The sequence below is a fragment of the Bradyrhizobium sp. S69 genome, from assembly GCF_009766005.1.
Taxonomy (GTDB): Bacteria; Pseudomonadota; Alphaproteobacteria; order Rhizobiales; family Xanthobacteraceae; genus Bradyrhizobium.
Window position 1 is genome coordinate 64,469 of record NZ_LMUK01000018.1, and the last position, 19,383, is coordinate 83,851.

At 60.4% G+C, this 19,383-nt stretch carries 16 protein-coding genes and 3 pseudogenes; 11 read left to right on the top strand and 8 right to left on the bottom strand.

From position 1 onward, the window contains the following. Positions 1-15: 15 nt before the first annotated feature. The 3 genes from GSQ88_RS06070 to GSQ88_RS06080 form a co-directional block, all read right to left on the bottom strand. Positions 16-1,536 carry a DUF1800 domain-containing protein gene (locus GSQ88_RS06070; RefSeq protein ID WP_159006482.1) on the bottom strand — a complete coding sequence of 507 codons (1,521 nt, stop codon included), beginning with the start codon at positions 1,534-1,536 and terminating at the stop codon, positions 16-18. Positions 1,537-1,790: 254 nt separating this feature from the next. Further along, positions 1,791-3,047 carry an MFS transporter gene (locus GSQ88_RS06075; protein ID WP_246735083.1) on the bottom strand — a complete coding sequence of 419 codons (1,257 nt, stop codon included), beginning with the start codon at positions 3,045-3,047 and terminating at the stop codon, positions 1,791-1,793. A gap of 72 nt (positions 3,048-3,119) precedes the next feature. Continuing rightward, positions 3,120-4,502: a M20 family metallopeptidase gene (locus GSQ88_RS06080; RefSeq protein WP_159006484.1), complete on the bottom strand. Its 1,383-nt coding sequence runs from the start codon at positions 4,500-4,502 to the stop codon at positions 3,120-3,122. A 194-nt stretch (positions 4,503-4,696) separates the two neighbouring features. Here GSQ88_RS06080 and GSQ88_RS06085 point away from each other — a divergent pair, with 194 nt between their 5' ends. After that, on the top strand, positions 4,697-5,245 hold the full coding sequence (locus GSQ88_RS06085) for a hypothetical protein (protein WP_159006485.1): 549 nt from the start codon (positions 4,697-4,699) through the stop codon (positions 5,243-5,245). 87 nt (positions 5,246-5,332) lie between these two features. Here the strand turns inward: GSQ88_RS06085 and GSQ88_RS06090 are convergent, their stop codons facing one another. Both GSQ88_RS06090 and soxC read right to left on the bottom strand, forming a co-directional pair. Continuing rightward, positions 5,333-5,896 (bottom strand): c-type cytochrome, encoded by a 564-nt coding sequence (locus GSQ88_RS06090; RefSeq protein WP_159006486.1) that lies wholly within the window; start codon positions 5,894-5,896, stop codon positions 5,333-5,335. After that, a complete protein-coding gene (gene soxC, locus GSQ88_RS06095) occupies positions 5,883-7,169 on the bottom strand; it encodes a sulfite dehydrogenase (protein ID WP_159006487.1) in 1,287 nt (428 codons plus the stop codon). The genes GSQ88_RS06090 and soxC overlap by 14 nt, the downstream gene beginning before the upstream one ends. A gap of 310 nt (positions 7,170-7,479) precedes the next feature. Here soxC and GSQ88_RS06100 point away from each other — a divergent pair, with 310 nt between their 5' ends. The 5 genes and pseudogenes from GSQ88_RS06100 to GSQ88_RS06120 all read left to right on the top strand — a co-directional run bounded on the left by GSQ88_RS06100 (position 7,480) and on the right by GSQ88_RS06120 (position 11,081). Then, positions 7,480-7,740, top strand: a complete 261-nt coding sequence (locus GSQ88_RS06100; RefSeq protein WP_174247928.1) for a hypothetical protein — start codon at positions 7,480-7,482, stop codon at positions 7,738-7,740. A gap of 232 nt (positions 7,741-7,972) precedes the next feature. Next, positions 7,973-8,791: pseudogene (locus GSQ88_RS06105) on the top strand (alpha/beta fold hydrolase); the annotation flags it as partial. A gap of 325 nt (positions 8,792-9,116) precedes the next feature. Then, the gene (locus GSQ88_RS06110; protein WP_159006489.1) at positions 9,117-10,295 is read left to right on the top strand and encodes a cytochrome ubiquinol oxidase subunit I; all 1,179 of its coding nucleotides are present in this window, start codon (positions 9,117-9,119) and stop codon (positions 10,293-10,295) included. Then, positions 10,256-10,705, top strand: coding sequence for a cytochrome d ubiquinol oxidase subunit II (locus GSQ88_RS06115; RefSeq protein WP_246735091.1), 450 nt, complete (start codon positions 10,256-10,258; stop codon positions 10,703-10,705). Before GSQ88_RS06110 ends, GSQ88_RS06115 begins: the two co-directional genes overlap by 40 nt. Before the next feature lie 166 nt (positions 10,706-10,871). Further along, positions 10,872-11,081, top strand: coding sequence for a hypothetical protein (locus GSQ88_RS06120; protein WP_159006490.1), 210 nt, complete (start codon positions 10,872-10,874; stop codon positions 11,079-11,081). A 787-nt stretch (positions 11,082-11,868) separates the two neighbouring features. Here the strand turns inward: GSQ88_RS06120 and GSQ88_RS06125 are convergent. From GSQ88_RS06125 to GSQ88_RS06135, 3 genes are read right to left on the bottom strand one after another with little or no spacing between them, the layout of a single operon-like run. Next, the gene (locus tag GSQ88_RS06125; protein ID WP_159006505.1) at positions 11,869-12,603 is read right to left on the bottom strand and encodes an SDR family NAD(P)-dependent oxidoreductase; all 735 of its coding nucleotides are present in this window, start codon (positions 12,601-12,603) and stop codon (positions 11,869-11,871) included. After that, complete coding sequence (locus GSQ88_RS06130; protein WP_159006491.1) at positions 12,596-13,978, bottom strand: AMP-binding protein; 1,383 nt, start codon at positions 13,976-13,978, stop codon at positions 12,596-12,598. The genes GSQ88_RS06125 and GSQ88_RS06130 overlap by 8 nt, the downstream gene beginning before the upstream one ends. Beyond that, a complete protein-coding gene (locus tag GSQ88_RS06135; protein WP_159006492.1) occupies positions 13,965-14,210 on the bottom strand; it encodes an acyl carrier protein in 246 nt (81 codons plus the stop codon). Before GSQ88_RS06135 ends, GSQ88_RS06130 begins: the two co-directional genes overlap by 14 nt. Positions 14,211-14,866: 656 nt before the next feature. Here GSQ88_RS06135 and GSQ88_RS06140 point away from each other — a divergent pair. From GSQ88_RS06140 to GSQ88_RS35540, 5 genes and pseudogenes are all read left to right on the top strand, one after another. Next, complete coding sequence (locus GSQ88_RS06140; protein ID WP_246735084.1) at positions 14,867-16,873, top strand: carbohydrate porin; 2,007 nt, start codon at positions 14,867-14,869, stop codon at positions 16,871-16,873. Positions 16,874-17,601: 728 nt separating this feature from the next. Next, positions 17,602-17,832, top strand: a pseudogene (locus GSQ88_RS06145) (response regulator); the annotation flags it as partial. Positions 17,833-18,045: 213 nt separating this feature from the next. Beyond that, positions 18,046-18,366: pseudogene (locus GSQ88_RS35940) on the top strand (YhjD/YihY/BrkB family envelope integrity protein); the annotation flags it as partial. 118 nt (positions 18,367-18,484) lie between these two features. Continuing rightward, positions 18,485-18,901 carry a YihY/virulence factor BrkB family protein gene (locus tag GSQ88_RS35945; protein WP_283810671.1) on the top strand — a complete coding sequence of 139 codons (417 nt, stop codon included), beginning with the start codon at positions 18,485-18,487 and terminating at the stop codon, positions 18,899-18,901. A gap of 248 nt (positions 18,902-19,149) precedes the next feature. Continuing rightward, on the top strand, positions 19,150-19,383 hold a 234-nt coding region (locus GSQ88_RS35540), incomplete at its 3' end, for an alpha-amylase family glycosyl hydrolase (protein WP_246735085.1).

Below are 19,383 nucleotides of genomic sequence, written 5' to 3' on the forward strand. Positions count from 1 at the left end.
CCTTGGTGACGGTGGCTAGCGCATGAACTCGGGCGACGACAGAAACAGCGTATTCCAGTCCTGCGGCGAGATGGCCTGATCGAGGGCCGCCAGCGTCGTAGGGCCGAGCGTCTGCCGCAGGCCATTGAAGTAGAGTGAATTCGCGATCAGCGGGAAGGCCGGTTGATCGACTGCATTCGGCACATCGGGCTTGAACAGACCGGAGGAGCCGGAGCCGATCTGCCGGGCGATCTCGAACCGCACCATCATCTGTCCCGGCCCGTTCCACGACGCAGGCGTAATCGCATAACCGTCCGGCGTCTCGTGATTGAACAGTCCCTCGCCCATCCGGTTGAGCCAGCCTTGAATCGGCAGCGTGTTGAGGATGATCTTGTCGTCATAGGCAAGCCGCACCGCCGAGAACACATATTGCACCGGATCCTTGAATTTGGCGCCGGACTTAAGCGAATCGGCGAATTCCGGCGCATGAACCATCGCGGCAAGCACAGCGGCGATATCGCCATCGGTGGACTTGAAGACCTGCGCCATCCGCTGCACCAGCGCTTCCGGCGGATTTTCCGCGACGAAGTAAGTCGCGATCTGCCGGCACAGATGCATCGCCGTCGCGGGATGGCGAACCAGAATATCGACGGCTTCATCGACTTCGGCGAGGCCACGGCCCTTGATGGCATGTCCTAAGAAAACCTTGTCGCCATAATCGTGCCGGGCCGGATTGAATTCGAACGCCCCCTCGCGCACCAGCTGCAATTGCAGCTCGGGCTTGAGTTTTGGATCTTCCGGCTTCAGGTCAATGCCCACGCCGGTCAGGATGCGCGCCAACGCCTCGACATCCGCTTGCGTATAGCCGGAGCCGACGCCCATGGTGTGCAATTCCATGATCTCGCGGGCGTAGTTCTCGTTCAGATGGCCTGCCGCATTATCCGCATTGTCGAGATAACGCAGCATCGCAGGATGATACAGCGTGGCGGTAAGAAGGTCGTGGAATTTGCCAAGCGCCAAAGGACGAATCGCGCGATCCTCGTAGTCGCCGACCAGGATGCGGATATTGGCCTTATACTGATGCACGTTGAAATGGTTGAACCAGAACCACGTCATGCGCTCGCGCAATTGATCGGGCGCATACAGCGCGCGCAGGATACTGCGCGCCGCCGCCTGCTTGCCGCGATCGTTCATCGCCTGCTGGTACACCTGCTGCGCGGCCTTCTTCTGGTCGGGATCGGTGACCTGATTGGCCGATTTACCCTGCTGCTCGAATCCGACCGCAATATCGAACGGGAATTTATGGACGTCAGGCATCGCTTCGATCTGCGTCTGGGCCGACGCGGGCAAGGCGTCATTCGGCGCCGGATGCAATTGTTCGAACAACCAGCGTTCAACGCCGACCGCCTGCAGATGCGCCGCGCTCGAACCATTAATGCCCCATGTCAGCCGGTCCAGCAGCGCCATGTCATGCGGCGCAAGCTCGGCGGCGCGCGCCACGTTGCTACCCAAGACTCCGGCGCCCAAAATTCCGCTGATCAAGATTCCATTAAGCATGCCCGGCGCAGCATGGAGTACCGCAACGACCATCCAGGAGCGCCCGAGCTTTTTCGAAAGGCCTGATTCAATCATTGGTTTGACCGGATTTCGCAGAACTGAGGATACGGACGCGCCTGGCTCCCGGTGGCAACTCTGACCTAATCCCCATGAATGGGCTCTGAACGAATTGCATATAAACAACCGCAGCGGCGAAGGTTCCGCGATGGGATGCTTTGCATGAAGCAGCGCGGGGTGCGAAACTTACGCGAAGCTTACACGACATCCGCGACGGTTCGCCGAATCACGACCAACGCAACGAGGCTCAGAACACCGATCGTCGTCAGGTAATAGCCCGGCGCGAGATCGCCGATGGCGGGGAAGTTCCCCAGCCATGCCATCGTGACCGGAGCCATGCCGCCGAAAATCATCACACCGATGTTGTAACCGAGCCCGAGGCCGGTTGCCCGCGTCTCCGCCGGCAGCAATTCGGACATCAAGGCCGCGAGGGGCCCGTAATACAGCGACTTCAGTGTTGCGATCCAGAACACCGCGACAATGATGACGGTCGGCGTCGGCACGTTGGTCAGCAGCAGGAAAGCCGGGAAGATCGAGATCAACAGCAGCACATTGATGGTGATCATGTGCGTGGTGCGGCCGATCCGGTCGGAGACCATGCCGGCGAAAGGCGTGAGAAAAGTCACGACGATAGCGCCGGCAAAGGTCGCGATGAATCCGACCGATGCCGGAAGGTTCAGCGTTTTGACGGCATAGGTCGGCATATACAGGATCAGATAGTTGATCGCGGTTGAGATCGCGAGCGCGCCGATACCCAGCAGCACCCGGACCTTCTGGTAACGAAGCACTTGCCTAATCGGCGACAGCGTCTTTTCTGCCGGCGGCGAGGTGGCATCCTGCAGATGGTTGCGGATATAGAGGCCGGCCGGTCCGACCAGCGCCCCGAACAAAAACGGGATTCGCCAGCCCCAGGACTGCAAATCGGCGGGCGCCATCCACAAGGTAAGACCGACGCCGAACGCCGACGCGAACAGATTGGCCAGGCCCTGGCTGGCAAATTGCCAGCTTGCGATAAATCCGCGCCGCTCCGGCGCATGCTCCACCAGGAACGCGGTCGAACTGCCGAATTCGCCGCCGGCGGAAAATCCCTGTACCAGCCGTGCGACGAGAACCGCTATCGGCGCCGCAACGCCGATGCTCTCATAGGCCGGCATCAACGCGACCACGAGGGTGCCGAGCGTCATCAGCAGGATCGAAATCATCAGCGAGGCCTTGCGGCCGTGGCGATCGGCATAGATGCCAAGGATCACGCCACCCAGCGGACGCGTGAGGAACGACAGCGCGAACGTGCCCAGCGTCAGCAGCAGCGAAATGGTGGGATCGCTGTTCGGGAAGAAAGCCTTCGAGATATAGACCGCGAAATATCCGTAGACGGCGATATCGTACCATTCGAGCGCGTTGCCGACCGACGTCGCGATCACGAGCCTGGCGATCGGCTTATTTGGGGACCGCACGGGGATGGCTGCCGGCGAGACTACGGGTGCCGATAATGTCATCCTCGATGTCCCCGTGTGGCGAGCGCCGCGTTATAGCGGCTGCTTCATCTCGCCCAAATCCCAGAACAGGCCGGTCATCAAGCGCAACGCCTCTTCCGTCACCGACAGAAGAATGTGTTCATCGGGCGCATGCTGGGAGCAGCCGGGATAGGAATGCGGCACCCAGATCGTCGGCAACCCGAGCACGTCGGAGAACACGTCATTGGGCAGCGAGCCGCCGAAATTCGGCAGCACCGCGGGATCCTTGCCGGTGGTTTGCCGGATCGATTCCGCCGCCCAATTTATCCAGGGGCTGCCGAGATCGGTGCGTGAGGCAGCAAAACTCTGCGTCGCCCGCACCTTGATCATCGAGAAGCCGCTTCTGTCGAAATGACGCTGAATGGCGGGGACGACCTGGTCTATTTGCGTGCCGACCACGAAACGAAGCTGCAGCACGGCGTTGGCGCGGCCGGGAATCGCGTTGGCCGGCTTCTCGATATTGCCGGACGATATCGCGAGCACTTCGAGCGTGTTCCAGGCATAGAGCCGTTCTGCCGGCGATAGCCCATCCTCACCCCAGTTCGGCGACAGCGCCGGCTCATCAGCCGTCGGCTCGACCTTGACGTCGGCAAGCATCGACCTGATCTGGTTCGACAGTCGCGGCGGCTTCATCTCGTCGAGCAAGAGATGTCCCTTCGCATCGACCAGCGTGCCGATCGCACTGGCAAGGATGGTCGCGGGATTAGCCAGTACGCCACCCCAATTGCCGGAGTGATGGCCACCATCGCGCAGCTCGACGTCGAGATGGATTCGCAATCCACCACGGCAGCCGAGGAATATCGTGGGGCGTTCCGCCGACAACCGCGGCCCATCGGAGCCGATAAATACATCGGCCGAGAGTTCGTCACGCAGGGAAGCGCAGACCTCGGCAAGATCGGGCGACCCGATCTCCTCCCCCATCTCGATGATGACTTTAGCGTTAAAACCGAGCCGCCCGCCACGCGCGTCGCGAACGGCACGCAATGCCGACAGGTTGATGCTGTGCTGCCCTTTATTGTCGGCGGAGCCGCGGCCGTAAACGCGATTGCCTTTCGGCGTCAGCTTCCAGGGATCGAGATTGTCGCGCCACTCCCCCTCCATGCCGTCGACCACATCGCCGTGCCCATAGGTGAGAATCGTCGGCGCCGAGGCGCTCTCGCGATATTCCGCCACGAGATAAGGATGCTTTCCGCGCGCGGACTCGATCACTTTTGTCGTGAAGCCGATGTCCGAAAATGCCGGTTGCAGCTCCGCTTCGAGATAGGCCCGCAGCACCTCGTGGCGGCCAGGGTTCTGGCTCTCGGTGGGATAGCCGACCCTGCGTCCGAGTTCGCCGAGAAATTCGCCGAACTGCAGATGCTGGCTGATGCGTTCGATAGCGTCGGTTCTGGTCACGATGAAGGATGTCCTGGCATGGCGTTCAATGATGGAAACAACGTAATCAAACAAACGCCGTCAGGTCCATGTTTGATTTCAGAGGCTGATTTCAGGGGCCGATTTGACGGCCTGATATCAGCCGACGGAAGCCCAGGCCTCATTTCTCTTACGGCAGGCCTCCGCAAGTGTGCTTAAATAAAGCCTGTTTTTTGATGGGAATTCTTGTGAGAGCATTTTGCGCTGCTGCCGCTGTCGTCCTCGTCCTCCTCGTCGGTACGGCGCCAGCGCAAGCCGAACCTATCATGCATCGGACCGCCGTTGCCGCCGGTGAAGCCACGCCGACCAACGGATCGTTTTCAATTCGCTTCCCGGTTGCTTTCAATGACATCGAAATCAGAGCGGATGATCCCAGCGCTCCCACCCTGGTGGTGCGGATGCTGTCGGGCATAAACGGCGAGGGCCTAAGATTTTCAGCAACGGAAACGCCGCTGCCGGAACAGCCATTGCCAATCGATGGTTTTATGGAGGCCGCCAGGAAGCGGCCCGGCGCTTCCGTCTCGGATATCGATCACAAGCAAAAGGACGGGATCGAGATCCAGTCCTTTTCTCTTACCGATGCCAAAGGCGGCACTTATTTCCGCCTGATCCGCGCGAAAGCCACGCAATATATGCTGGTTGTTCAATTCCCCGAGGCATCGCGCCAGCAGGCAGCCGGCATGAAGGACGATTTCTTCGGATCGTTCGAGATCAAGCGGCCCTGACGCCCGCACACCCTGATTCAACACCCATCCGTCCGGGAATCCCCTACATACCGCGGTTTCGCATCTTGGGCGGCCTTAAGCCTGTTTTCAGCAGCCCTTCTCGCAGGCCGGATTCTTGACGTCGGGGCGAGGATCGCCGGTGAACATATCGCGGTTCGGCATTTTGATTGCGCTGAGCGTCTTGGCGTCGAGCGTCGCATCCGCGGGCAGCAGGCCGTTCATGTTGAGGATATAGGCTGAGACCGCATAAACATCTTCGTTGCTGAGCGACTGTGGCGCGTTTTGCGGCATCGCGCGGCGGATATAGTCGAACAGCGTCGGGGCGTAGGGCCAGAAGCTGCCGACGGTCTTTATCGGTTTGGGCGTCGCGATGGTGCCCTGCCCGCCAACAAGCCGCTCGCCCACGCCGCCCTGGCCTTTTTCGCCATGGCACGCGGCGCATTGCTCCGCGAAGATTTCCTTGCCATGGGCCACAGTGCCGCTGCCCGGTGGAAGATTCTCGCCGTTGCGGCCGATGTCGATATTCCAGCCGGCTATCTCAGCGTCCGTCGCCGTGCGCCCGATGCCATAGTGCCCTGGCGTTTCGGCGCGTGCGAATGATGCGACGATCGTCAGTGCGAGAACCGCCAAAGCGGATTTAGGAATTGGCATTTGTCACCTGACCCTGCGCGTCGATGCGCCACGGCTGAATCGCGTTGTTGTGGTAGAAGGAATTCTCGCCGCGAACCGCCAGCAATTCCGCAAATGTCGGTTGCACGTAACCGGTCTCGTCGACGGCGCGGCTCTGGATCACGGCCGGCTGGCCGTCCCATTGCCACGGCAGCCGAAATCGCGTCAGTGCACGCGTCAGTACCGGCTCCTGCAATTGCGCTTCCAGCCAATTCTTGCCGCTATCGACCGAGACGTCGACCCGCTTGATCTTGCCGTGCCCGCTCCAGGCGAGGCCTGTGATCTCATGGAAACCGGTTTGCTTGAGCTTCTGTCCACCCGACGGCCGCGTGATGATGGACTTGGCTTCCATGTAAAATGTAAATTCGCGCGCGACGCCGTCCGGCATCAGATCGGTATATTTCGAGGTCTCCTCGCGCGAATAGGCCGGTTCGGGCACAGCCTTCAGGCGACGTAGCCACTTCACGTTCATATTGCCTTCGAAGCCGGGCAGCAGCAGTCGCAGCGGATAGCCCTGCTGAGGGCGAAGCCGCTCGCCGTTCTGGCTATACACCAGCATGGCATCGTCGAGGCATTTCTCGATCGGGATGCTGCGCGTCAAGGCAGCTGCATCGGCGCCTTCAGCCACCAGCCATTTCGCTTCGGGGCGAAGTCCGGCCTCTTCAAGCACAAGTTTGAGACTGACCCCGGTCCATTCCGCGCAACTCAACAAGCCCACCAGATCAGAGGCGGTCTTGCCGTAGGGTTTGGTGTAGACCGGATTGCCGGAGCATTCGAGGAAGTGAATCCGCGATTGCGACGGAAAGCGGCGGAGATCATCCATCGTGAAGATCATGGGGCGGTCGATCAGGCCATGCAGCATCAGCCGATGCTGGTCCGGATCGATGGCGGGAACACCGCCGTGATGGCGCTCGTAGAACAGCCCGTTCGGCGTGATGATGCCGTCGAGATCCCCGATCGGAGTGCGTCCGGAGGCGGAGATATATTGCGGCAAATTCTTCGAGATGTTTTTAACGACGTTCTTCTCGAACGGTGACGGTGTGCCGTAAAGCTGGCTGCCCATGGGATCGCCGGGCGCCTTCATCCATTCCGGGACATTGGGCGGCACGTTCTCGGAACCGGGCTCAGCCGCTAGCGCGGTGCCGTCGGCTAGACCCGCTACGACGGCCCCGCTTATCAAGGCACCACTTTCGCGCAGAAAGCGCCGGCGCGATGTCACGGCTCGATCATCGTCGAGATCTGCGGACTCAGTCATCCGATATCCTCCATTCGAAGCGGAGCATGGAACATTTCCATGAAGTTGTTGGCAATCCTCAAAATATTCAAGGCGAAAGCATTTTCTGCTCCCGGCGTGGCCGAGCGCGGGAACAAACCGCACAGCCCCGCATTTGTCTGATGAGGCCGCCACCCGCTGTTTAACGCAGCGCCTGTCGCGGATAGCCAAAGGCCGCAAGGCCCGCCGCTCACAGCGGCGCCTGTCGCGGGTAGCCATGGTGGCGGCCTCTTTCATTCATCGCCCAGGCAAGGCGAACGCTGCTTCGAAGGCATCGACAAGCGAGCATGATGTGAGCATTGAACCCCCGCAAATGCCGCCGCAACCGGGTATCGCCGAGCGCGCCATCGACACCGCCGCCGATGTGTCCCGCACCATCACGGACGTCACAACAGCACTTCGGTCAGCGGTCGAGCGCTTAAGCGACGCCATCGCCGCTGCGCGGCGGCCGGGACAGCCGCTCTCGACCATCAGCGCCATCACAAGGGAAGCGCCGCTCGCAAGCCTGTTCGTGGCGTTCCTTTTCGGGGTTGCCGTGGCGCGCCGGCGCTAGGTCGGCCCCGGATTCCCAAAGCGAAAATACCGCGACGCCATCTGGCAACGATGTGACGGCGTTGGCCGTGCCGCCAGCCTGTTCATGACCGGCGCAAAACAATAGGTTCAGGTAATAATAATCCTGCTGCAACGCAGCAATCTGGCTGAAAATTAATTTCACCGGAGCGGGTTCGCCCTCGACTAATAAGCGTTGTACACCATCTGCTAAATCAAAAGTGATCGAGGAAGCGATGAAGAGAGGGATAACCGTCCTGGTCGGGGTGTGTCTGCTTGCTGCCGGCGTTTATTTCGCCATCAGCAAGTGGGGCATTCGGCATGAGACGCTCGATCTCTTCGACGCCGCGCGGCAGCGGCCCGTCGCCGTCGATCTGGCCGTGCGCCGGGACTATGAGATCAAGGCCGAAGACGGCTTCTGGAAGCTGCCGGTCGCGATCATCAGCAATGGCAATACCGTCAAGAACACTGAATATTCGTTCCTGGCCAACGCGCTTGCCACCAAGGGCTATCTCGTCGCCAGCATTCAGCAGGATTTGCCGAGCGATCCACCCTTGATGACCAAACCTGGCGAGCCTTATGTCGGCCGTCGCGAGGTCTATGAAAAGGGCGAATCCAATATTCTGTTCGTGCTGGGCGAACTTAGAAAGCTGAAACCCAATGCGGACTACGATCATCTGACGATGGTTGGGCATTCCAATGGCGGCGACATTTCGATGTACTATGCCAAGCATCATCCCGAGATGGTGGCGAAAGTGATCACACTGGATAATCTACGGGTGCCGTTCGTGACCAGCGACAAAATGAAGATCCTGTCGTTCCGCTCGAACGACCCGAATTTCAAGACCGATCCAGGCGTGCTGCCCAGCACCGCGCAGGCCGTCAAGGACGGCATCGATATTATCAAGACCCCGTTCCAGCATACCCAGATGAGCGACCGCGGCCCTGACTCCGTCAAGGAGAAGATCCAGCAAGCTCTCGATAACTTCCTGACCGACAGCTCCTCGAGCGAATTGTCGCCGAACAGCACTGACAATCTGCTGATCGCGAAGCCGCCCGCCGCGGCCGCACCTGCCGCAAAAGCGACCGCCCCAACCGCGCCCGTCCAGCCTGCACCGGTCGTTACCAATCCGGCTGCGCTTGCTTCCGATCCCGCGCACTCGGGGTCCTAAACTGCCTGAGCGTTCGCGGCTTGATCCGTCAGCGAAAAGCCGAATGCGTGGCGTCTTTCCATGGACGCCAGATCTGATGGAAATTCTCTGATCTTTGCGCGTAGCACTGCACCGCGTGCATTCTATGACTGCCTTCTACGCAATCGACATCGGGGGAACTTCAGCGGTCTCATCGCCAGGTTTCCGCATCACGCGGCCGGAGGTGGCGATGGGCTTTGATCCCGTTTTCCTGTCGCGATTGCAGTTCGCCTGGGTGATCGGGTGGCACATCCTGCTTCCGGCATTCACCGTCGGCATGGCCGCGTTCATCGCCGTGCTGGAGGGCTTCAATTTCTTTACCGGACGCGATGTCTATCTCCGCGTTTCGATGTTCTGGATCAAGATCTTTTCGATCGCGTTCGGAATGGGCGTGGTTACCGGCATCGTGATGCCATTTCAACTCGGCACCAATTGGAGCCGCTACTCGGATGCCACGGCCAATGTGCTGTCGCCGCTGTTTGCCTATGAAGGCCTGACGGCGTTTTTCCTTGAGGCGGCCTTTCTCGGCGTGCTGCTGTTCGGGCGCAAACTGGTGCCGGCCTGGGCGCATTTCGTCGCAGCCCTGATGGTGGCGCTCGGCACGCTGTTTTCGTCGTTCTGGATCCTGGCGGCCAACAGCTGGATGCAGGCCCCGGCCGGTTATGAGCTGATCGACGGCCGCTTCTTTCCAAAAGACTGGCTGCAGGTCATTTTCAATCCGTCTTTTCCATTCCGGCTCGGGCACACCGTGGTGAGGTTTTTCATCACCACCGGCTTCGTCGTGCTGGGCGTCGGTGCCTATTTCCTGCGCCGCGGCAAGTTTGCCGAGGAAGGCCGCACCATGGTGTCGATGACGCTGTGGCTGCTCACCGCGCTGGTGCCGCTGCAAATCCTGCTCGGCGACGCGCATGGGCTCAACGCGCGCGAACATCAGCCCGCCAAGCTCGCGGCGATCGAGTCGCGCTGGGAAACCGGACGTGACATCCCGATCACACTGTTCGCCATCCCCGACGAGAAGGCCGAGACCAACCATTTCTCGATCGACTTGCCGCATCTCGGCAGTCTCCTCCTGACCCATGAGCTCAATGGCCAGGTCAAGGGTCTCAAGGACTTTCCGGCCGATCAGCGGCCGCCGGTGTCTGCGATCGCGACTTTTGCGCAGGGCATCGTGCTGGGCAGCTTCATTCAGGGATATGAGGTCAACGGCCGACAATTCGCCGGCAGTTCTCTGGCGTTCCTGACACCATTCTCGCTGATGACAGGGCTGGCGCTGCTGTTCGGCTACGGGTTGCTGGCGCGGGCTGGCTTATTCTTAAGACCGAAGGTGACATTCAAGCCGCCGCGCGTCGCCATGGCCGCATCTGTCTGATCGGCGTGCTGGCGGCCATCGCCGTGGTCAGCATCTGGACGCCTGTCGCCAGCCCGATTGTGGCCGCACGCTGGTTCAGCTGGCCGAATATCCTGATCCTGGCGCCGGTTCCAATCGCAACCGCCGCTGCCGCACTCATGACGTGGCGGGCGCTTGGCAGCCGCGCCGAAACCATACCGTTCGCCGGGGCCGTCCTGCTGTTCGTCCTGTCATTTATCGGCATCGCCATCAGCCTTTACCCGATGATCGTGCCCTACCACTTCACCCTATGGGAAGCCGCCTCCTCCGAGCGCACCCAGGCATTTCTGCTGGTCGGCACATTGGCACTGCTGCCGGTGATCCTGATGTACACCGGGTGGTCCTATTGGGTATTTCGCGGCAAGGTCCGGGCGGATGCCGGCTATCACTAGCAACCGGCGCGCGCCGCGTGTTTCATGCGGAGATGCGACTTTCGCTTGATTTTCCGGCGCTTTTGCGTTTTCGCGTCAACGTTAAAATCTCGCTTTTGTGATCGCTTTTTTAGAACGTGATATTATTTTAGTCGTAGCTTTTGATGACCCGTCAGAAGGTTACGCAATGGGCAAGGAAGAGAAGACCGACACTGAACTGGAAGACATGATCCTCCAGCGTTTGGTAATCGGTGGTGTTTTCGTATCGGTGCGCCGGGATCCAATTCTCGGTTGGCGCCCGACGGTGGTTACTGCGCCGAAACACACCAAGAATGCGCAGGAACTCGCCGACAAGATCGCGACCGAACTACGCAAGAAGTTCACGCTGAAGGATTGATGTCGCGCGGAACCGCCCCTGGACCGCAGACCCGGTTCATTACGGGTGTCCGGACTGCTTCCCCTCATGCCCCAAATCAGACATAGTTGATTCGGTTCGGTTGCTTTAAGCGGTTGCGTTGCGTCGCCTCCCTGCAAACACCAGCTCCTTTTGGAAATATCGGGACACGATGCTGCGACCACTCCGGCCGACGCCGACATGCACGCGCTTTGAGTCCAGCGTTGAAATGCCATGCATCAAATGCGGAGAACCGATGAGGCTTGCCCTCATCGAGCCGCGAAACCAGAGTTTCGATTTGCTGACCTACCAGTGCGTGCCATGCGACACCGGTGAAAGCTTCCTCAAGGCGATGTGACCATCGCCCTCAGCAAGACAGGCCATCCATCAAGCGTTATTCGCCTGATATGTGCGTCGGCGCGGAATGGAAGATTCCGGCGCCCGAAACCTGCGACGCGATCAAGAATGCGACCACGACAGCCGGCACGCTGATCAGCCTAAGAAATTGATCCACGGAAAGCATGCTTGTTTGTCCCCCAAGCAACCGACAAGATAGCCTGCGAAAGCCGACTTCAATCCGCCCTTTGCGCGATCTGCTGACTGGTCAACACCTGATCGGAGTAAGCTGCCCCACCGATCGCGATCAGCGCCAGAATTGAAATGACGGCCAACGTATGCATGGTAATCGTCGTTTCGGATTGTGGCCAAAAACGTCAGAGTTTGGTGCATTTTCAGGACGATCGAGCGAATAATCATGGCCGCGCGAAGGTCGCGCGGCTGACCCCGCGCCTCAGGCCGTGTTACCGGCGTCGATCGTCATCACCGACCCCGTGATATTGCGGCCCGCATCGCCAAGCAGATATTCCACCATGCGTGCGACATCGTCAGGCTCCGGCAAGCGGCGCAGCGCGCTGCGGTTCGCGATGCGCTTGCGCTGGTCGTCCGACAGGCTTTGCGTCAATTCGGTATCGATGAAGCCGGGCGCAATCGCGTTTACGGTGATGCCGAGCTTGCCGACCTCGCGTGCGAGCGACTTGGTAAAGCCGGTCGCGGCCGCCTTGGTCGCGCCGTAGACCGACAAGCCGTTATAACCCGTCGTCGCGATGATGGAGGACATGTTGATGATGCGGCCGGCGCCATCGGCCATCATGTGCCGCACGACATATTTCGTCAGAATGACCGGAGACAGCACGTTGAGACGAAGCAACGCTTCGATCTCGCTGTTGTGCATGGTGGCGAGAAGCCCTTCGGTGCCGATCCCCGCATTATTGACCAGGCCATAGATGGCGCCGAATTCGTCGCGCAGTTCCTTGACAAAGGTGGGGATCGCGTCGACCTCGCTGAGATCGAACGCCCTGAAGCGAAGGCCACCGCGGCCTTGCTTGACGATCTCGCCGATCGCTGCTTTCAGCTCGTCGCTTTCGTGGCGCGCCACCGCGATGACATGATAGCCGGCACCAGCCAGCTTTCGCGAGATGGCAAGGCCGATACCGCGGCTGCCGCCGGTGACCAGAACATTATGCATCATGCCGGGCCAGCTTTCCGGCCGCCGTGATATCGAGCGACGGCACGAACTTGATCACGGCAGGCACCTTGTGCGGCGCCAGCGATGCCTTGCAGTCGGCCAGGATCCGTTTGCGAATTTCATCGCTTCGGCTTGCGTCGGCATCTTCGGCCAGAATGACATCTACAACCACGATGCTGCCGGTGATCGGGCTACGGCGCGATTTGGCGCGCGACATCCTCACTTCCGGCTGCCGATTGACCACCGCCTCGATCTCTTCGGGATGCACCTTGAGGCCGCCGATATTGATGATGCCGCCGCGCCGCCCGACGAAATGGTACCGATCGCCGCGCCGTTCCACCATGTCGCCGGTATCGACGAAGCCGTCGCGGTCAGTCAGCTCCGCGGCGTTGCGGCCGACATAGGCATGCGCGGTTCTTCGCGAGCGGATCCGCAGCGAGCCGTCTTCGACCTTCATTTCGACGCCATCGCGATTAACCCCGATGATGTCGGCGGGAAAGCCCTCGCGGCCGTCGTTCACGGCGAAGCCGACGCCGGCTTCGGTCGACGCGTAGGCGTGGCCGATCGAGGCTGCCGGAAATGCCGCGCCGAGCCCATCCAGCACGGCCTGATCGGCGATCTCGCCCGACAGGCGGACATAGCGCGGGAAAAACTGCGATGTCGATCCGCTCATCAAGAGCTTGCGCCAATGCGACGGGGTGCCCGAAATATGTGTCACGCCGCGTGCTTGCAGCCGCGCCACATGATCGGCGAGCGCCTCATGCGGTGAGGACAAGACCATCGAGCCGCCGCCGACGATGGCGCGCAGGAAAATCTGAAGGCCGCCGTAACGGCGGATGTCGTAGAAGGTCGCCCAGACCGCGGCGCTGCGCGCCGGACCATCGGCGACAATCGCACCGGTCAGCGCCTCCAGCGTATGGCCGACGATCTTCGGCACACCTGAGGTGCCCGAGGTCAGCATCAGCCATTCGGTCGCCCGCTCGGTCTTGATCTGCAAGGCGGCACGCGCCGGCGGGCCGGCCGGGACGACGAGCTTCACATCGCTCTCGCTCCATCGCTCCGGATGGTCGGTGACCACCGCATCGATGTCGGCGTCATCCATCAGGCTTTGCAGGTGATCGGCGTTGAGATCGGGCGGACACAGCAGCATGCGCCGCGCCACGCCGTCGATCTCCGTCATCACGAGGCCGGATATCAATTGGTCCGACACCGCCATCAGCACCGATCGCCCGGATAATTCTCCGATGCGATCTGCGAGGCAGGTGTATTCGAGAATGTCGGTCAGCGAGACAACCCGTTGCGCATCCGAGATCGCGCGGCCCTTTAAGTTCGGACCGAGATAATCACGAAGCGCGAAGGTTTCACGCGGGGACATTTTCATAGGCCCCGATGAAGTCGCCTACCGTGAGAGGAAATGCCGCGTTCTCCGATATGGTAAACGGATCGATGCCGAGATCGTCTTCCAGGCGCGCCACCAGAATGGCGAAGGCAAGCGAATCGAAGCCGGTTGCGTGCAGCGAAAGCGTATCATCGAGCGGCGGCAGAGTGACCTTCTGTTCTTCGGCGATCTGGCGCATCGCCGAAATGATTTTTAACCTTACCGTCATGGATTGTTTCGCCTTCTAGTTAAATTGCAGGCGCCCATCATAGAGCGCAAATGTGAAGTATCTCAGCCCTCGGCGCATCTTTTGCGTTCGTTTGGTAAACCGAAGCTCGCCAGTTAACATGGGCTTCGCGCGATATTGGAACGCGGCCCGAACTCGCCGCCGACGATGCCGGCTATGGTTTTCCGGATGGCGCCGAACAGCGCGACGATCCGCGCCACGACAGCACTCGCCGCGAGATCGTGAAGCCGATCGTGTTGCGGTCACCACGCTCAAGATCAGAAGTTTAGCCGCCAGCTCACCGTACGACGTCGCTGCCGCGACGGCCGGAACATCGCGAGCGCAGGCGTCACCTCAATGCGGAATGCGAATCCGCCCTCCAACCCAGCCTGATCCGCGAGCCTCGCTAACACTGTCGAGTCGAGAGCGACCTGTGGCCCCACGCTCCTCGCCACCGAACTGCCCGCCATCTTCGATTCCAGCACGATTTCCGCAAATCCGTCTCGCAATTGATAATCAGTTGCAAATAGGTTGACAGAACTCCGTTCTCCGGCCAATCTTTCTTGCAACTGACTTGCAATAGCAGACTGAAGGACGGTGCGATGGTACGGGTGTGTTGCGTAATGGGGTGTTTGGCGGGGTTGGCCGCGGACGGATCGGTGAGCGCCGCGGATCTGCCCAAGCCCCCCTTCCCCCAGACTCCCTTCACCAAAACCGCCGCCCCCCAAAGCCCCGCTTTTGACTGGTCCGGCTGGTATGTCGGCGGCCATGTCGGCACCACCGCAGGCCGGTCCGACTGGTCGGCCAATCCGCCTGGCGGCGCGCCGCTCACCGGCACAACCGATCTCACCAACGGATTCGACCTGTTCAAGGGCAATGGCAGCTATTTTGGCGGACTTCAGGGCGGATATAATTTCGTGCTGCCGCAGCATGTCTTGCTCGGCGTCGAGGCCGACACCTCGTTTCCCAGTTCGGTTGCAGGCACGACCGTCACGGGCACCGGCAGCGCGAGTTACGGCGACACCGCGCTCTATGACGGCACCGTGCGTGGGCGCGTTGGCTATGTCTTCGACAATCATTGGCTGCTCTACGGCACCGGCGGATTGGCGTGGTCCTACGACCAGTTGAAACGGACACAGGTCGTTGATGGCACGCTGCCGGCCGGCACGGAGGAAAGCGCGTTGCTGTGGCGGTTCGGCTGGGCCGCGGGCGCCGGTGTCGAGGTTCCGGTCGCCGCGAACTGGAGCGCGCGCGCGGAATATCTCTATGCCGGCTTCGGCAGCCAAAGCCGCACATTCGCCGCGACACCCGAAACGTTCGATTCCAATTTGTCGTTGCATCAGGTCAGGTTCGGCTTGAACTACAAATTGTTCGACGACACGCCGGCGACTAGCGCCCCGGAACTGATCGCCAAGGCGCCGCCCGCGCCGGCGCAAGACATCTGGGCGGTGCATGGCCAGTCGACGTTCGTCAGCCAATATGCCGCGCCGTTCGCGGCGCCTTATAGCGGCCCGAACAGCCTTGCCGCCAATGCCGGCCGCGAAACCTGGGACGCCACGGCCTATCTCGGCCTGCGACTCTGGAACGGCGCGGAGGCCTGGATCAATCCCGAGATCGACCAGGGCTTTGGGCTGAGCGGAACGCTCGGCGTTGCCGGCTTCACCAGCGGAGAAGCCTACAAGACCGGCGCGGAATATCCCTATGCGCGGCTGCAACGCGCCTTCATCCGGCAGACCATCGATCTCGGTGGCGAGACGCAAAAGGTCGATGCGGGGATCAACCAGTTTGCCGAAAGCCAGACCGCCGACCGCCTGGTCTTCACCGTCGGAAAATTCAGCGTCGGCGATATCTTCGACACCAACAAATACGCCCACGATCCACGCGCCGATTTTCTCAACTGGTCGGTCATCGACACCGGCACGTTCGACTATGCCGCCGACGCCTGGGGCTTTTCGGTGGGAGCCGCCGCAGAATGGTATCAGGGCGACTGGACACTGCGCGGCGGCGTGTTCGATATGTCCATCGTCCCCAACAGCACCGAGTTGGACCCGCAATTCGGACAGTTCCAATGGGTCGGGGAAATCGAGCATCGCCACGAACTGTGGGGGCAGCCCGGCAAGGTCGCGGTCACCGGCTTTCTGTCGCGCGGCCGCATGGGGAGTTATGCGGATGCCATCAATCTCGCCGAACAAACGGGCGGCGCGGTCGATATCGCGGCGGTGCGTGAATATCGCAGCCGGGGCGGCGTCAGCATCAACGTCGAACAGCAGATCATCCCGGATGTCGGCTTGTTCGCGCGCGCCGGCCTCGCCAATGGCGACATCGAACCCTACGAGTTCACGGACATCGATCGCACCGCCGCCGCGGGGCTCTCGGTGCAGGGCAAACGATGGGGCCGGCCCGACGATGTCTTCGGGATCGCCGGCGTCGTCAACGGCATCACCAGAGAGCACGAAGCCTTCCTCAACGCGGGCGGCCTCGGCATCCTCGTCGGCGACGGCCAGCTTCCACATCCGGGGCCTGAGCAGATCCTCGAGACCTATTACAGCTTTCCGCTCTCGTTCTGCCGCGTGACGCTTGATTACCAATTGGTCGTCAACCCCGGCTACAATCGCGATCGCGGTCCAGCCTCGGTCGTCGCCACGCGATTGCATACGCAATTCTAGCGGCAATCGTAACGACGGCGCGCGTCGGGTATCGCGTCCGTCATTGCGAGGAGCACTTGCGACGAAGCAATCCAGGGGCGGTAGGGAAGAGCAGGATTGCTTCGTCGCTTCGCTCCTCGCAATGACGTTGATGAGAACGCTCCACCCACTGCCGTCATACCCGCCACCGGGTCGCGCGAATGCGCGCCCGATGACAGGCTCCGGCGGGTATCCAGTACGCCGCGAGTTCTCGATTCCATCACTAACGCCCCGGAATACTGGATCGTCCGCCTTCGCGGACGATGACGGTGGAGATGTGGTGTGCGGACGCAACTCCGCGATCCCGCGACACACTGCGTCCGAGTTTTGCAAAATCATTCGCCCCAAAAAATAGAGGGCGCAGGCGACCCTCAAGAGAGGGCGCAGGGAAGACCGGGTGCGCGCTGCACCCGCGGTCTCGCGTGCAAAGGTAGACAAAAAAACGCACACGAGCATACAGGTTCAGCGGAAGCAGTCCGGCCTTCCCTGCGCAATGGTTTACGACTTATATCGTGCTCTCCCCGGCGAGACCTGGCTTGCTTGTCACCGTCATTCCCAAGGAGCTTGAAGAAGCTTGCTTCTCAGGAATTTGACACCAGCCATTGGGGCGTCAGGACCACACGACTTTGCCGTCCGCTTTAGCCACGCTCGTCAGTCGCAGCTTTTGCGTCCATCGCTCCCCGACCCGCGTTTCGTGACGAATGCGCACCCGTATAGATCTACTCGTGACTGACGTGGGGCTGCCGGGCGGAATGAACGGGCGGCAGTTGGCGGACTACGGAAGAACCGCAAGGCCTACCCTGAAAATCCTGTTTATTACCGGATATGCGGAGAAGGCAGCCATGGGAATGGATGGCCTGGATAGAGGAATGGCCATCCTCACCAAGCCATTCGCAATGGACGGGCTCGCTGCGCGGATAAAGGAACTGATCCTTCGTTGACCCGGCGTATCGCGACATTCCGCTCGCAACCGTCCAGAACAAAGTCCCCAACGCGGGATCGGACAAGCGCCTACAGGCGCGGAATTCGCTCAGGAACCAAATTCTACTCGCCTGCTTTATCCGTTGGACAAACGACCGACCCAGTGTCCTTTCCCTGGCACCCAGGTTTGTCGCATCGAGAACCGTCGGTATGATCGGCGAAAGTGGGATGCCATGCTATGGACGGTTGTCAAAGAGGCGACCAAGAATTGGTCTGAACACAAAGACTCCCGCCAAGGGGCCGCCCTCGCCTATTACTCCGTATTCTCGCTTGGACCCGTCATCGTCATCGCCATCGCAATCGCCGGATTCTTCTTCGGCCGCGAAGCGGTAAATGGAGAGGTGGCGTCATCTATCAAGGACATGCTCGGCGACACAGGCGCCCAAGCCGTCCAGGCTATGCTTGCGGATGCCGGCCGGCCCCGACAGGGCCTCATTGCGACATTGCTTGGGCTGGGAGCGCTACTCTTCGCGGCCGTAGGGGTCGTGGTTCAGCTCAAGGACGCCTTGAATACGGTCTGGGAGGTCGGCGAGTTGCCGGGCAACGGCATATGGCATTCTACGCAGTTACATCGTCTCGCTCGCTGCGGTTCTCGCCCTCGGATTTCTTCTCCTGGTCTCTCTAATCGTTACCGCGGCCCTGGCAGCCTTCGGGAAATACGCGGCTCCGTATGTCCAAGAATGGATTTTACACCTCGCAACCATCATAGCTTCTATTGGCATCATCTCGCTGCTTTTCGCCATGATGTTCAAATCGCTCCCCGACGCTCCGGTCGACTGGTATGATGTTTGGCTGGGTGCTGGTATTACCGCCGCACTTTTCGAACTCGGTAAGTCCGCCATCGGCTTTTATATCGGCAAACAAGGGTTAGAATCCACTTACGGAGCGGCGGCATCAATCATTGTCGTCTTGATCTGGGTTTACTATTCGTCGCAAATAATACTGATGGGCGCCGAGATCACTTACGCTTTCGCCAAATATCAAGGCTCGATCAAGAGCCGCGAGCAAGCCGCCGGTCCGGTCCAATAAAATAGAACGCCATTTCGCGTTCACCCATTCGGGCAAACTTTCGGATGGACCGGCCCGGTCGCCGTCGAGTCAAAAAGCAACACTTTCGGGGCTCGGGTGGCATGCCTGTTTCGTGTCGGTAGGCGACGGTCGCCAACTCCCGTAGCTCCAAGCAAGCGCTGCGCGGGAACCCGTGCTCACCCCGCCACTTATGCTCTTGCCACGTAACCAGCGAAAAACCTCAAGGCCGACCGAGGGGCGATTTATCAATGATCGATGATCTCTGGTACAAAAATGGCGTGTTCTATTGTTTGGCCGTAGGAACTTATATGGACGCCAATGGCGACGGCATAGGCGATTTCAAGGGTTTGCTGCGACGGCTCGATTATATACAGGGGCTTGGCATTACAACAATCTGGTTGATGCCGTTCCAACCATCTCCCGGCAAGGATGACGGCTACGATATCTCGGACTATTACGGCGTCGATCCGCGCTACGGCACG

Excerpts from the sequence above, each read along its gene's own strand:
- GSQ88_RS06070 (WP_159006482.1), bottom strand. The coding sequence starts at position 1,536 with ATGCTTAATGGAATCTTGATCAGCGGAATTTTGGGCGCCGGAGTCTTG.
- soxC (WP_159006487.1), bottom strand. The coding sequence starts at position 7,169 with ATGACTGAGTCCGCAGATCTCGACGATGATCGAGCCGTGACATCGCGC.
- GSQ88_RS06130 (WP_159006491.1), bottom strand. The coding sequence starts at position 13,978 with ATGTCCCCGCGTGAAACCTTCGCGCTTCGTGATTATCTCGGTCCGAAC.
- GSQ88_RS06085 (WP_159006485.1), top strand. The coding sequence starts at position 4,697 with ATGGGAATTCTTGTGAGAGCATTTTGCGCTGCTGCCGCTGTCGTCCTC.
- GSQ88_RS06125 (WP_159006505.1), bottom strand. The coding sequence starts at position 12,603 with ATGCATAATGTTCTGGTCACCGGCGGCAGCCGCGGTATCGGCCTTGCC.
- GSQ88_RS06090 (WP_159006486.1), bottom strand. The coding sequence starts at position 5,896 with ATGCCAATTCCTAAATCCGCTTTGGCGGTTCTCGCACTGACGATCGTC.
- GSQ88_RS06135 (WP_159006492.1), bottom strand. The coding sequence starts at position 14,210 with ATGACGGTAAGGTTAAAAATCATTTCGGCGATGCGCCAGATCGCCGAA.
- GSQ88_RS06120 (WP_159006490.1), top strand. The coding sequence starts at position 10,872 with ATGGGCAAGGAAGAGAAGACCGACACTGAACTGGAAGACATGATCCTC.
- GSQ88_RS06110 (WP_159006489.1), top strand. The coding sequence starts at position 9,117 with ATGGGCTTTGATCCCGTTTTCCTGTCGCGATTGCAGTTCGCCTGGGTG.